10 protein-coding genes are annotated in these 14417 nt (G+C 43.6%); all 10 read left to right on the top strand.

The window, feature by feature from the left end:
• Positions 1-51 precede the first annotated feature (51 nt).
• The 10 genes from VM640_RS12715 to VM640_RS12670 all read left to right on the top strand — a co-directional run bounded on the left by VM640_RS12715 (position 52) and on the right by VM640_RS12670 (position 14358).
• Entirely contained in the window at positions 52-1662 is a 1611-nt protein-coding gene (locus VM640_RS12715) for a hypothetical protein (protein ID WP_325392787.1), read from the top strand.
• On the top strand, positions 1659-2366 hold the full coding sequence (locus VM640_RS12710; protein WP_325392785.1) for a DUF6063 family protein: 708 nt from the start codon (positions 1659-1661) through the stop codon (positions 2364-2366). The genes VM640_RS12715 and VM640_RS12710 overlap by 4 nt, the downstream gene beginning before the upstream one ends.
• Positions 2353-6762: a coiled-coil domain-containing protein gene (locus VM640_RS12705; RefSeq protein ID WP_325392783.1), complete on the top strand. Its 4410-nt coding sequence runs from the start codon at positions 2353-2355 to the stop codon at positions 6760-6762. Before VM640_RS12710 ends, VM640_RS12705 begins: the two co-directional genes overlap by 14 nt.
• Positions 6763-7134: 372 nt before the next feature.
• The gene (locus VM640_RS12700; RefSeq protein ID WP_325392781.1) at positions 7135-8352 is read left to right on the top strand and encodes a serpin family protein; all 1218 of its coding nucleotides are present in this window, start codon (positions 7135-7137) and stop codon (positions 8350-8352) included.
• Between the two features lie 194 nt (positions 8353-8546).
• Positions 8547-9239 (top strand): GTP-binding protein, encoded by a 693-nt coding sequence (locus VM640_RS12695; protein WP_325392779.1) that lies wholly within the window; start codon positions 8547-8549, stop codon positions 9237-9239.
• Positions 9236-10258 (top strand): ABC transporter ATP-binding protein, encoded by a 1023-nt coding sequence (locus VM640_RS12690; RefSeq protein ID WP_325392777.1) that lies wholly within the window; start codon positions 9236-9238, stop codon positions 10256-10258. The genes VM640_RS12695 and VM640_RS12690 overlap by 4 nt, the downstream gene beginning before the upstream one ends.
• 40 nt (positions 10259-10298) lie before the next feature.
• Positions 10299-11057: a DUF364 domain-containing protein gene (locus VM640_RS12685; protein ID WP_325392775.1), complete on the top strand. Its 759-nt coding sequence runs from the start codon at positions 10299-10301 to the stop codon at positions 11055-11057.
• Between the two features lie 166 nt (positions 11058-11223).
• A complete protein-coding gene (locus tag VM640_RS12680) occupies positions 11224-12033 on the top strand; it encodes an MBL fold metallo-hydrolase (protein WP_325392774.1) in 810 nt (269 codons plus the stop codon).
• 145 nt (positions 12034-12178) lie between these two features.
• Complete coding sequence (locus VM640_RS12675) at positions 12179-13825, top strand: long-chain-fatty-acid--CoA ligase (protein ID WP_325392772.1); 1647 nt, start codon at positions 12179-12181, stop codon at positions 13823-13825.
• Between the two features lie 143 nt (positions 13826-13968).
• Positions 13969-14358 carry a PAS domain-containing protein gene (locus VM640_RS12670; RefSeq protein WP_325392770.1) on the top strand — a complete coding sequence of 130 codons (390 nt, stop codon included), beginning with the start codon at positions 13969-13971 and terminating at the stop codon, positions 14356-14358.
• Positions 14359-14417 lie beyond the last annotated feature (59 nt).

Genomic DNA, 14417 nt, shown 5'->3' with positions numbered 1-14417 from the left:
TAACAGGTCTTTAAGTCTTTTTCAGAGTAAAAGAAGCGAGGGATAGACGGAATGAAAGTTACAAATCTGGAGTTTCTTGAAGGCTTTGAACAGAGGATGAAACTTGTTGGTGCGATTGATTCCATTATCAATCGCACCAATCGGAAAATGGAGTTTGAGCGATTATTTGAGCCAGGGCAGCTAGATAACATTATCCTCTCTGTCCTTGTATTCATTATGGAAAAGACATTAAGCGAGGACGAAGATTGTACGATGGACAGTATTGCCCACTTTATGGCTAAGATTATTCCTGAGTATTCGCTGAATCTATCTTCAGAAGTCCTTCGCCAGTTGACAGAATACATCATCAAAGACATCCTGCAAAATGGCGGTGAGGCTCGCTACTACCCCGTCATGAAATATGGGAAGGGAATGGAACAACTCCGAATCAGACTGATTGATGACAAGCTCATCGATGATCAGCGAGGATATATTTTGAATTACCAACTGACCGATCAGGGGTATGATCTACTCTTCCGCACGAAAGAAGTCGAGCAGGAAATCAATTTTACGATTGAAGAATTGAAACTTCGAGAATTGATTAAGCGCAAAAACTACAAAAAAGCGATCGGGCAAAGTGCGAACCTTGTGCAGATGATCCGGCAAAAAAAGAACGATATCCGGCAGTTTGTCCAGAAAGTCCGGGAAAACATATACGAAGTCAATATCGAAGAATTCGAGCGTTTGGTCGCGAGTACCTATACCTTACTCGAAGAAGAATACGGCATGATGAATGAGATCCGCTCCATGATCGTACTTTCAGAAAAACGCCTCAAAGAAGAGGAAAACACCCGGGGCGCGTTGGATGAGCAAATGACAAAAGCACGCTCCGAGATCGCGATAATTCGCAGAAATATCAATCTCACCATAAGTGAACAGAAAGAATTGATTCTTGAACGCCTTAGTTTGTCCAGAATCTATAAGGAAACGATTGCCGATTCTTTTGCTCTTGCTCGGGCCCGCTATTATGACTTTGAACAAGTGATCTTAAAACCCTTAGAACAAGGTGATGAAAGCATTGTTTCCTCTCTCTGGCAACTGCTGAATCCCTTATTTAAGCCCAATCCGGACCGCATCCTGAACTTGCTCACCTTGTTTGATCGCCAAGCCCGGCTTAAGCAGGAAGAAGAGATCAACCAGAGTATTGTTATGGAGGAACTGGGTGAAGACATGGAACTGCGAAAAATCAGCAAAATTAATGACCGTAATATCGAGTTTATCCACTGCATTTTAGAATTTGCTGATCGCAAACGGGAATCCTTCAGGTTTAGTGAGTTATTTCAGGATCTCAAAAATAGCGAAAAAATATTTGAAGAATTAATCGAAGATGATTTTGTTTTTAAGACCATGCTCAAGCTCTATGACCTCCAGATGATCGATATAACCAAGTGGAAAATGCAGCAGGAGGAGGTCATCGCCAACTCCACAGGGGAACTTGATGTCAGCTATTGTCTGTATCGCATTGAATATACGCAATCGGATTTATTTGGGATTCAAGAAATTGAGATCAGTAAGCCTGATGAACAATTATTTGAACAGGAAATAGAGACCTATATTGGGGAAGAAAAGTTGAGTCGGCGCATCGCGATTAGCGATTTTAGGATTGAGGTGAGCTTTGAGTGAGCGATATTAAAACAGCGCTGAAGATCTATCGGAAATTGCTGGAAAAGGGACAGCTGGATCGAGAAACCGAGGGGGATCTCTTTTTAGAATTCCGTAATATAGAGGTTAGGGCGATCCTCGCGGAATTTGAAGAGGAACTCGATTTTAAGGCCATTGAAGTAGCGGGCAGTATCTATATGCTTCCGAATAGTGGGAACGGAGTTCTGGGTTATACAACGAAGGACCTGCGGGAAGGGGTAGCGACGGACGCCAAACTCGTGGATGCCTACTTACTGAGCTATATTTCCATGTTCATTTTGTATTTGTTTTACGGTGGGAAAAATCGAAATCCTAAGCAGCGAGAATTCTTAAGAATCAGCAGATTAATCGAGGAACTGGATAAACGCTTTGACAGGGCTTTAGAAGACAGCGACCAAACTAAGGTACTCGAAGAGAAATATGCCCTGAATTTTATGCGGATTGCCGAACTTTGGACAAGCAAACAGGATTTCGAAGAAAGAGGACGTAAGACAAAAACAGGCACGATTTTGAATACGTGTCGGCTTTTAGAGCGAGAAAACCTGCTGCGACTTGTGGATGAGGATCGTGAACTCCGTCCCACCCGAAAACTCGATGACTTAATGCTCAATTATTACCTGGATGAAAATCGGATTGAGGAGATTAAAACGTTCTTCGAAGGAGCTGTGCTTGATGCCAAGAATTAACCGAATTCGGATTATCAATTTTTCGTACAATAATGATGCACGGCATATTCAAGATGAAACGTTTAATTTTTACGGGGGAGAAAACGCCCTCCTGAGTCTAGCCAATGGCGGGGGTAAAAGTGTCTTGGTGCAGTTGATCTTTCAACCCATCGTACCGGAAACTAAAATTCAAGGGCGTAAAATCAACGCATTTTTTCGCAAGAAACGCTTACCTGCCTATGTTCTCATTGAATGGAAGTTGGACAGTGCAGGGGGCTATCTCCTAACCGGTATCGGGATGGTGTCGGCTGAAGTTTCGGGGATTGAGGATGAGAAAAACAAGGTGAAGTATTTTACCTTCACGTCAAAGTATACGAGCGCCAATGATTTTGATCTGGTCAATATCGATCTGGCTCAAAAAAATGGGAATATCCTAGAGATTAAGCCCTTTAAAGAGGCTCGGGAGATGATGGCGGATAAGGAAAAAAAAGGCCCTTATCTCTTTGGCTGTTTTTACGATGATGATGGAGAGCGCTACCGAAAACGTTTGGCTGAATTTGGAATCGCTCAAGATGAGTGGAAAAATATCATCGCTAAAATCAATGATAGTGAAGGCGGATTAGATGAGATCTTCCAAAAATATAAGAACTCCAGCCAACTATTAAATGAATGGATCATTAAGACTATCGAGAAAGTAATCTATAAAGACAGTTCCGAAGCTCACCGACTTGAAGAAATGATGCAAGGTGTAGTGCGGGAGGTTATTGAGAACGAGCGCTTTATCTTAGATAAGCAAGTTCTCGATGAGTTTCTGGGAAGCTACGGTGAACAGGTAGAAGCTTTAGTCGCCTTGCTCAATGGCTTAGAAGAACAAAAACACTTAGCAAGCCAGCTTGCAGCTATTAATAGTTACTTAAACACAGAAACTGCTGTGCTCAAGGAAACCCAAGAGGATAGTCAGCTTGAATTAGTTAACCTCAAAAAAGAACAACAGCGGATTGATTTAGAGGAACGCTCTTATACGTATTGGATTAGAAGTGAGGAGCATGCTTCTGCTGCCTCCAAACTTGCTGAGACTGAAAGAAGAACTCAGGAAAACGAAGAAAGGCTGGAAGCGGCTAATTTCTCCGCTAAAATAATGCAAGCTGCCGGACTAAGAGGGGACCTTGATCATAAAAGGGCCGCTCTTTCCGGGATTAACGAAAAGTTACTTGCTTCGCGATCGCAATACGATACAGATGAAAGGATGCGTAATCTGGAGTATTCTCTCAAAAAATTATCTCAGGAAATCTCACAGACGCTTGAGATTGAAGTGTCGCGCTTAAGCGGCGAAAAAGCAGATCAGGGAAACGTATTACAGCAGGTAAAAACTGACTTCTCTAATCTGGACCGAGACTTAAGAAGTTTAGACGTTGAGAAAGGCAGCCTCCAGCAACAAAAGAAACAGTATGAACTGAAGGAACGGGATGTTTTCGCCCAGCTGAAGTTGAGCCTTAATCGGAATCTGCTCGGGGAATTGGCGGAGAAGGACATAGCGAAGGTAAGACTAGAGCTCAAGAAGACCTTGGATAACTTTGTTCAAGAAGGTCAACGATTGACTGAAGAAAAAACCTCGAAAGAAAACAAATTAAAGGGAGCGGAGCAGGAGATCCAAGGGTTACAGGAAGCTAAGTTGAATGAAAGAAATGTCCTGAATACCCTCACGAGAGATATTACCGAATACGAGCAACAAGAACAGGAAATTCAAGAAATCCTCTATAAGTTCGGGTTTGAATTTGAACTCCGCTTTGACCGGGAACGTCTTCACACCCTGTTTAATCAACGGCTTAAAAACCTTGATCATAGCCTTGAAGAAGCGGTACGGATTCGTGATGATTCGACGGAGTCTCTTTATTCGCTTAAAAACGGAAGATTGCATATTCCTGAGGAAATCGTCTCCTTACTGGCCGCTAAGGACATCCCCTATGACACGGGGGAAACGTATCTACGCAATCAATCTTCCGAAATACGGAAAAAGTTGCTTGCCGGAAATCCTGTTTTGCCCTATGCCTTAATTCTAGCGCAAGAGAATATCGAACTTCTGGCCCAAGCGATGAGCAACCTGACTATGCGTCGTGTTATTCCCCTTATCGCCTATGAGGACTTGGGAATAAACTTACGTTTAATCACGGACAAAATGGTTCAAGCCGGTGAAGGAATTTCTCTCGTTTGCCTTTATGAGGGCAGGGTTTTTGATAACGATAGCCTTGTCGAACTTGAAGAAGAACTGAAACAAAAACAAACCCGAGCCCTGGAACAATATAAACATTATTCTGGAGAACGTAATGAAGCCGTCGCGAAGCAAGCCATCTGTGAGCGTTTTAACTATAAGGCGGAGCATCGCTATCTCCTCGAAAAGAAGAAAACGGCCAATGAAAAACAGCTTGAAACGATTTTAAACAGGATATCTCTCTTGGAAACGGAAAAATTGAACCTCCGCGAGGCTCTGCAAGAACTTGAGCAAACAATCGATGAACTGAAAAAGTTCCAGCAAAAAGCGCAAGCAGCCATTGAAACTTTTCAGGCGTGGTTTGAACAAGAACAGGACTACCAGGCGTGTCGGAGAAGGCTGGCAGAAGTATCTGAAGCGATCACCGGTGCAGAAAGAAGAAAGTTTGAACTGGCCTCGAGCCTGGAAAAATTACAAGAAGAGATCAGCAGATTATTGTTAGAGCTTGAGCAGAAAAAAAGAGAGTCGAGAGCTATCCAGCAAAAGTACATTACTTATCAGGATGCGTCGGAGGCAGAAATCGTCGAAGGAAATCTGGAAGAGCTGGAGTCAAGGCTGGACGCCCTAAAAGCCACATACACAGGAGAAATTGAGCAACTGGAAGCACGTAAAAAAGAGCTGCTAGCGGACTGTGCGAAAAAGGAAAAAGAACTGACCAAGTTAGGCCTAGCGGAAGACGAATATCGTGAAGTAGTCTATGAGGAAGAAAGGTCAGAGGCCCTTAGTGCGGAAATAGGCGAGCTGGAAAAATCGAGTAAAAAGTGGCAACAAGAAACCTTTCAAGCTGGCAAAAACGAGAGCGCTGCCGAGACAGCCTGCAGTATCGCACTTGAAGAAGTCAAAAAACTGGGGGCGGAATCCCCTCTCAGTCCCGAAACTATCCAAGGAGATTTCCAAGGGCGGCATCATAAGCTATCCACCCAGTATGGTAACCTGCTTCAAGAGATCGAGCAAATCACTAAAAAAATCGACGACTACAGCAAGCTCATCGATCAAATCAACCCCTATCTCGAAGGGATGAACCTTGAGCCGGAAAAAGATTTTCAGCTCGAACACGATATCAAGGCTCAAACGAAAAAGTTAGGGGAAAGCTACCGTGCGATCGAAGCGACGAACCGGACCAAGGCAGATACCCTAAGGAACAACTATACAGGGCTCAAAGTGGACTATCGGGATAGAAATACGAACATCAGTAATATCTTTAAAGGACTTGACCTGCTTTGGGATAAGGTGGATATGGATTATGACGGTTATTTCTATCTTTATGAGCGGATGTGCCAACATCAAGACAAACTTCGAGAATTAATTAAACTTCATGAAAACCAACTTTCCAATTTAGAGCGCAACAAAAAGGATATGATTCAGCAGAGCCTGCTCCAGGGGATGAGGATATATGAAGAAATAGAATGGATTTCGGATCATTCTAAGGTTCGCCTGCAAGGGAGAAACAGACCTGTGCAAATGCTGAAGATTGAACTCTCTTTAGATTCTAGTGACGCAGCCGGTGTGCGGATGACGGAATATATCGAAGAGTGTATTGCGAAAGTGCGTGAGGAATCTCGCCAGGAAAAAAGTGAAGAGGACGTTAGAAAGTCGATCGCCAAATTACTGTACAGCCGCGAATTATTGAATGTTTATCTGGGTAATTCGCATATTCCTGTTAAAGTCTTCAAAATTGATCTTAACATGCAAAAAAGTAGTCTTAAGACCTGGGAGGACGCAATGCTCGAGAATTCCGGCGGGGAAAAGTTTGTCGTCTATTTCTCTGTACTTTCTGCTTTAATGGCTTATACCCGCTCGCGTACACTAGAGGCTGTTGGTGCGGACGAAGAAAAGGATTCGAGCGTTTTGGTGATGGATAACCCGTTTGGTCCTATATCTTCAGAACACTTGCTCAATCCACTCTTTGAAATTGCTAAAAAACATCGCACGCAGCTCATTTGCCTTTCCGATCTGAAACAAAACTCGATCATGAATTGTTTTAACTTAATCTACATGTTAAAGGTAAGAACCAGTGCCATAGGAAGCAACGAATATTTAAAATTCGAAGAACATATTCGTGATGAAGACGCGATTCAGAACGACGAAAAACTAGAGAAAGCGATATTAAGAGTTTCTGAGCCTAAGCAGCTTACTTTATTTGAGTAACTCTTTCTTCTGTTATCTTACTTAATATAAGAATTTTGAAAGACTTATCCCTTCGGGTGGAGCGTGCCTAGACAATGTAGCGGAAGTAGTCCCAAGATAGTCCTCGGATAATCTTAAAAGCAGTCGGTAGATCCGGCTGCTTTTTCTATCTCTGTATTAGTGGATATACGCAACGTCCTCTGCAGGATATCTGTTAAGTGTGAAGAAATGTAAGGAAAGACCTCGATTACGGTTGGGTGCAGTAGCGCAAACATTTTTGATACTTTATTGATACTTGGATAATAATCTAAAGGAGGTATTGTGATGAAGCGCAGATTTTCTCTCTTTTTGATTGCACTCGTTAGCCTGTCGTTATCATTATCCGGCTGCATATTGACGAGTAGAACCGAAAAAGTGACAGACCTGATGGCTGAAGTCCACGCTGCAGAAAGACCGGCAGTGCAGAATCTGCCGGATGAAGCCACCCGTAAAGCGATCAACCGTTTTTCAGCAGATTTATACAAAGCATCAGCTGGTCATCAGGGTAATGTTCTGATTTCACCCGCTTCAGTTTATCTAGCCTTAGCGATGACTCTCAATGGCGCCGATGGTGAGACAAAGACAGCGATGTTGAAAGTGCTGGCTGATCAGGGGATAACTGTGGACCAAATCAATCAAGCCTGCCGCGATTGGATGGACCAACTGAGCAATACGAAGGGCAAGACAACCCTCACAATTGCGAATTCAATCTGGTTTGGTCAGAATTTCACACCGTTCAAACCTTTCCTGCAGCGCAACGCAGACTTTTATGCGGCAGAGGTACGGCAACTCGATTTCAAAGATAAAAATACACCGTCTCTGATCAATGATTGGGTTAAGAAATCTACCCACGGAAATATCGACAAGATCGTGGATTCAATCGAGCCCGATGTAGTGATGTACCTTATTAATGCGATCTATTTCAAGTCCGACTGGCAAACTCCATTTGCTAAAATTGATACTCGCAAGCAGACGTTCAATACCCCGAACGGTACCATCGAGACTGAATTTATGCACCAGATCGGCAAGATGTCATATTTTTCAGGTTCTGGCGCCACTGGCGTATCCCTGCCGTATGAAGATGAACATTATGCCTTCTTTGCCTTGTTACCGGAGGAGCAGACGACCCCGCGTGAATGGCTCGCTAAGCGAGATCGGACGACAATGTTGGAAGATATAGCCGGGTTGATGGTGCAAAAGACGAATTCTACCGTCCAACTCGCTCTGCCGAAGTTTGAGACGAGCTATGAAGACAGCCTTCGCGATGAGCTCTCCCACCTGGGCATGCAGATTGCCTTCGATCCAAAGTACGCTGATTTTTCACAGATGACTGAAAAGCAAACGAAGGATCTGTATATCAGCGAGGTTAAACACAAGTCCTTTTTGCGAGTCGATGAAAAAGGCACAGAAGCTGCAGCGGTGACCTCCGTTGAAATGACGAAGAGTGGGATGCCAGTGACTGCTAGAAAGCTGATTTTTGACCGGCCTTTCCTTTACGGGATCATGGATCTTCAGACAGGTTTGCCACTTTTCCTGGGCATCATGGAGAATCCAAAGCCTTCTCAGACTTGATCTTCTGAATAATCCTTTTTGGACGTTGAGAAATGGTCACGTATCGTATTGCCCTGATAATGAGCCTTTTTTGAGGATTGGGTCTATCCCAATTTTTTGGCTTATTTCGACTTATATCATGCTATACTATAAGGTATGTATTTAATTCTGGAGAGAATTTAAATAATGACTGAAAATTAGAAAGGAAACCTGCTATGAAGCTTGTAACTGTAGCTGGGCCGCCCTCTTCGGGGAAGACCTCGATAATATTAAAGCTTATTGAAAGTATGAATAGTTCTAAGAACCGTGTAGGCGTGGTCAAATTTGATTGTCTCACTTCCTTTGATAATCAGCGCTATGAGGAAGCGGTTATTCCTGTTCAGACCGGATTTTCGGGGAAAATATGTCCAGACCATTATTTCGTCAGTAATATTGAGGACGTTGTTCAATGGGGCGTGCAATCAGGCTTGGAGATGCTCATTACTGAAAGCGCCGGGCTTTGTAACCGTTGCTCTCCCTACATTAATGGAATACTTTCCGTCTGTGTGATCGACAATCTATCGGGAGTAAAGACTCCACGCAAAATAGGACCTATGCTGAAATTGGCCGATATTGTCGTCGTAACCAAGGGAGATATCGTTTCCCAGGCGGAGCGGGAAGTATTTGCCTTTAATATTAAACAGGTAAATTCCTTAGCAAAGATTGTTTTTGTCAATGGTATTACAGGACAGGGTGCCTTTATGCTCGCAAAATATTTGCAAGCAGCTCACGAGATCCAGACCCTAAGAGATATGAAACTACGGTTCACAACCCCAGCAGCGGTCTGTTCCTATTGCACAGGAGAAACAAAAATAGGAGAGTCGTACCAAATGGGCATGATGAAGAAAATGGAGCTCAAGAAAATATGACGGTGAACGATTTTATGACCCTTGCCAATAGCAAAAGACTTGGAGAGATATTACAGGAATACCCAATAGCCGGAGATTTTCTGGCTAATTTGCGTTTAGATCACCTTTCTCAAAAGCTACCACTGCCTTTGGCTCTGGAGGAAGTCGATGATGATACTCTCGCCGAATTTGGAACAGACCGATTGGGAGTGCTACTCAACTTTTGTGAATTTCTTGAGACATTTACCCAAACTGAAGCTTCTTCGAGCACCGTTTCAGCCCTTACGATTATGGGTGGTTTTAACAAATCCAAGGAACCGGAAAACATCACTCTTACCCTTACCTCTGGAGAAATCATTAGTATTGTGGGACCTACAGGGTCAGGCAAGAGCAGATTGCTCAGTGATATTGAATGTCTTGCTCAGGGAGATACCCCTACTGGCCGAAAAATACTCGTCAATGGGGAGGAACTTGATGATCTGCAGCGGTTTGAGATGGACGGCAAATTGGTGGCTCAGCTTTCCCAAAATATGAATTTTGTCATGGATTTGACGGTTCGCGAATTTCTAGAGATGCACGCTCAAAGCCGATTGACGCTCAATACCGTCGAAGTCGTGGCGAAGTGTTTTCGCTGTGCCAATGAGCTGGCAGGAGAAAAATTTTTAGAGGATACAAAAGTGACCCAGCTCAGCGGAGGACAATCCCGAGCGCTGATGATAGCGGACACGGCATTTATGAGCGACTCCCCCATCGTTCTGATTGATGAGATTGAAAATGCGGGAATTGACCGTAGGCAGGCCATTGAGATCTTGTCCAGAAGGGAAAAGATTATCCTCGTTTCCACTCATGATCCTTTACTGGCGCTCAGTGCGGATAAACGCATTGTAATTAAAAATGGGGGGATAGCTCGGGTTATCGAGACTTCGAAGGCGGAAAAGCAAAGCTTAGTTGGCCTAGAAAAGCTTGACAATACGCTTCGAAGGCTTCGTAACCGCCTGCGTGCCGGGGAGCAGATAACCGAAGATCTATTGGAGTCGTAAAAAAGAGTTTAGAAAATTGATGATATGAGGAGTATATGTTATGTGGGAGATATATGATGATTTGATTAACGGAATCCCGGAAAACTTTATGACCGATGAGCTTATCTGTGGATACCCGCATGCTTATGTCCGCAGTGGGAATGGTTCGGGAATTGCCGGAATTCGTCTTATCGAAACGAGAATGCCCATATTGACAAAAAATCTGATTGGAACGCCGTTGCGGGAGGTTGCAACCTGTGTAAAGTCGTGGAACTTCATCGAAGCGACAGTGGGACTTGCCGCCATTAATGCCTATTACAATAATCCCCAGGTTGCCAGAGAAAATGGGGTGCAGTTTTCGGAGGCCAAGCGGGTAGAGGACAGAATGTTTGATCCGTTTATTATGTCGCAAAATGAAGTTAGAGGTAAAAAAGTTGCGGTTCTCGGACATTTCCCGTACCTTGACCGTTTGCTTGAGCCGATCTGCGACTTAGTGATTATTGAATCGAATCCTGAGGAAGGCGACTATCCGATATCAGCCAGTGAGTACCTACTTCCCGAATGTGATTATGTGTATCTGACCAGTTCCTGCATCGTAGATAAGAGCTTACCCCGCTTGCTCGAACTGTCGAAAAATGCCCAACAAATTACCCTAGTCGGCCCAGGAACTCCTTTGGCTCCTCCGCTTTTTGATTATGGGATTGGAGATCTCTCAGGATTCATCATTAAAGATAATCTCCGTGCTTTTAGAATCGTAGCCGGTGCCGAAAGAGTGAAAATATTTACCGCAGGTCAAAAGGTGAACTTCAAAAAAACCTGAAGGAGATTTAAAGTGTACCCTATAGAGTAGACAGTTAAAAAAGTCTATTCTGTAGGGTATTTTTGTTATATTTTATCGATTGACATGGGGCAAGCTGTATATTACATTGATTACACAAATCAGAATAATAGTTGGGCGATTATCCGATATTTAGGAGTGAAAATTCATGACAATCCGACAGGAGCAGGACGTTTGGATTTTTAACCAGCCAGTTAATCGTTTCGGGACTAATCTCAATCTCTATGTCTATATCATCGATGGAATTCTTATTGATACTGGACCTCATTGCCAAGAACAACAAGTTAGCGAATTCTGTGAAAAGGTCCTCCCGAAAAAAATCGTTCATACTCATTTTCACGAAGATCACACCGGAAATACCGCTTATTTAGCGCGTCAATTTTCACTACCAGTCTATCTTCAATCGAAAGCCCTTGAAATCTGTGCGCAAGATGGAAAGATTCCGTTCTACCGACAACTTTTCTGGGGTAAGAGAGCCGGTTTTTCAGCGCGTCCTCTTCCGGAATTTATAGAAAGTGAGAATCTCCACCTCAAAGTTATTTCTGCGCCGGGTCATACGCCTGATCATGTTGTTTTTCTGGATCAACACGAAGGACGCTTGTTTACAGGAGATCTCTTTGTTCATCCGAAGACCCGTTTGACACTATCCGGTGAAAACATCCCACAGATCATTCAATCTCTCCGCGATGTTTTACAAGAAGACTTCCAAACAGTTTATTGCTCTCATTCCGGAGTTATTACCAACGGATATCATCAAATCCAACAAAAGCTCCAGAACCTGGAAGAACTAAGTGGAAAGGTTCTGCAGTTATCGAACAAAGGCTATTCCCCACGGGAAATAAGGCGTAGAATCTTCCCCAAAACCCCTTCAATCACATTCTTTAGTGGAGGAGAATGGTCCTCCCTGAACGTAATTCACTCTATCTTAAACGATTCAAGGCAGAAAATCGCCCTTTGAAAGAATTCAGATCACCATCTAAGAGAGCAAGACGGCTGTTCAGGATGAATTTATTAAATATTCAGAATTATTATGATATAATAATCTCCTCCATCATAATATTTTAAGAAGTTGCTGAGCATAAGAAGAATAGGAGGAGAGGGAAATGAGGGAGAAACCGTGGTTGAGCTCTTATGAGCCAGGTGTGCGTGCGACTTTGGAAATACCGAATATCACTTTACTCGAGATGTTTAAGCAAACAGTTGAGCGATTTTCAGAGCACCCTGCACTATTATTTCAAGGACGATCCTGGTCTTATCGTCAAATGGATGAAGCGGTCGAACGCATGGCTCGAGCTCTTTCTTATCGAGGCGTAAAATCCGGAGACAGAATCTCTATCTATATGCCGAATAGTGCACTTTGGGTTATTAGTTTTTACGCCTGTATGCGTTTGGGAGCAGTCGTGGTTCAGACGAACCCTATGTATGTTGAATCCGAACTTAAAGCTCAACTTAACGATGCCGGCGCGATCGGGATTATCACCATTCCTCCGTTACTTCAGCGGGTCCTTGCCATTCAGGGGGAAACAAATCTTCAACTGATCGCAGTTGATCCATTGGCAAACCTTGAAATTCCCATCTCTGAAAAATTATTGAATCTCGACGCTCTTCTTAACGATTCGTCTTTGGATCGAATGGACTTACCCTTACCTAATATTCCGGCGGACACAGAAATTGCTGTTTTGCAATATACCGGAGGGACGACGGGCACTTCTAAGGGTGTGGTTTTAACGCATCGCAATCTATTAGCAAACGCCCTGCAGATCAAAGAATGGCTTCAAGGAGAAGAGGGACAGGAAAGAATCCTCACGGCGTTGCCTCTATTCCATATTTATTCCTTATCTGCCTGTATGAATTTGGCGATGGTTTCTGGGGGAGCTATGGTTATCTTGTCGAAATTCGACATTGATGTCGTACTCCAACATATAAACGATTATGCGCCGACGATTTTCCCAGGTGCACCCACGATGTATGTTGCCATCATTAACCATCCCCGGGTTAAAGAATATAATGTTTCCTCCATTAAAGTCTGTGTCAGTGGTTCTGCACCCCTTCCGGTAGAGGTTGCCAATCGTTTTGGAGAATTAACTGGGGGACGTTTAATCGAGGCGTATGGTCTCTCCGAAGCTTCACCCGCAACTCACCTAAATCCGGTCGATCATGCTCGGGTGGGATCAATCGGTGTTCCCGGGCCGAACACCGATGCTAAAATCGTCGACTTAGCAACCGGGCAAAAAACGTTAGTTCCTGGTGAAATCGGGGAACTCGCTGTATCGGGCGATCAAGTTATGAGAGAGTACTGGCAGAAACCTACAGAAACTCTTGCTGTTCTGAGAGATGGGTGGCTCTACACCGGGGATATTGCTCGGATGGATGAAGATGGATTCTTCTATATTGTTGATCGAAAAAAAGATATGATCATTTCCGGTGGGTATAATGTCTATCCCCGAGATATTGAAGAGTCTCTTTATGAACATTCTGCAGTTAAAGAAGCCGTCTGTGCTGGGATTCCGGATTCTTATTGGGGAGAATTCGTCAAAGCCTATGTCGTTTTAAAAGAGGATGCGCAGGTCACAGAAGCGGAACTTTTAACTTTTCTCAAACAGAAACTTGCAGCCTATAAGGTTCCGAAAAAGATTGAAATTCGAGAGAGCTTACCTCGAACAGCCGTAGGAAAGGTTCTCCGTCGTTTTTTAATTGATGAAGAATTACAAAAGACAACACACTCTGACATCGCAGCCAATCAGGAATAATTGCGATTATAGAACACATTTCTTGCTGAATTGTATTTCTGGGCGTACCGTTGGCTGAATGGAGGACGTACTCGGTTGCAGTACACCTTAAGAAATGGGTAGGCAGATGATTCCGTAAAGGAATTGGAAAAGGGTGAGCAACATTGCGTAACGCATGCCATGCTGTTTCGAACAGCGATTTCCCGCAATGGGATTGTGACGTTCTTTTCAAAATTCTCGATAACATTCACGATGTTGTAATCGTTATAGATTCTAAAACGACAATTGTTTATGCAAACGAGGCGTACGCAAGAATTTTAGGAGTACCCGTAGCGAAAGTTTTAGGGCGAAGGCTGGATCAAATAGAACCTGATGCTCCGGTTATCGGAGTACTCCAGACAAGTCAGCCCTATTTCGGCAAGCAAGCCTATCTAAGTTCGCTGGGTATATTTGTGGTCGCAAGTTCATTTCCTTTATCCCAAGTTTGGCGACATAAATTACCAATGCAAGCTGGGAGCGGGTTTCAGGTTTCAAGAAATCTTTGTAGTCCCTAATCAAAAACAGAACCCCTTTAGCCCAGTAAAATCAATAGTTCGGAGAGGTCATTTTCCAA

The sequence above is a fragment of the Desulfitobacterium sp. genome, assembly GCF_035539115.1.
Classification (GTDB): domain Bacteria; phylum Bacillota; class Desulfitobacteriia; order Desulfitobacteriales; family Desulfitobacteriaceae; genus Desulfitobacterium_A.
Note: the sequence above shows the minus strand (reverse complement) of the source record. Positions and strands in the feature narration are given on the sequence as shown.

Bases quoted from the DNA above. Each gene is read 5' to 3' on its own strand.
- VM640_RS12715 (WP_325392787.1), top strand. From the start codon at position 52: ATGAAAGTTACAAATCTGGAGTTTCTTGAAGGCTTTGAACAGAGGATG.
- VM640_RS12705 (WP_325392783.1), top strand. From the start codon at position 2,353: ATGCCAAGAATTAACCGAATTCGGATTATCAATTTTTCGTACAATAAT.
- VM640_RS12695 (WP_325392779.1), top strand. From the start codon at position 8,547: ATGAAGCTTGTAACTGTAGCTGGGCCGCCCTCTTCGGGGAAGACCTCG.
- VM640_RS12690 (WP_325392777.1), top strand. From the start codon at position 9,236: ATGACGGTGAACGATTTTATGACCCTTGCCAATAGCAAAAGACTTGGA.
- VM640_RS12685 (WP_325392775.1), top strand. From the start codon at position 10,299: ATGTGGGAGATATATGATGATTTGATTAACGGAATCCCGGAAAACTTT.
- VM640_RS12680 (WP_325392774.1), top strand. From the start codon at position 11,224: ATGACAATCCGACAGGAGCAGGACGTTTGGATTTTTAACCAGCCAGTT.
- VM640_RS12675 (WP_325392772.1), top strand. From the start codon at position 12,179: ATGAGGGAGAAACCGTGGTTGAGCTCTTATGAGCCAGGTGTGCGTGCG.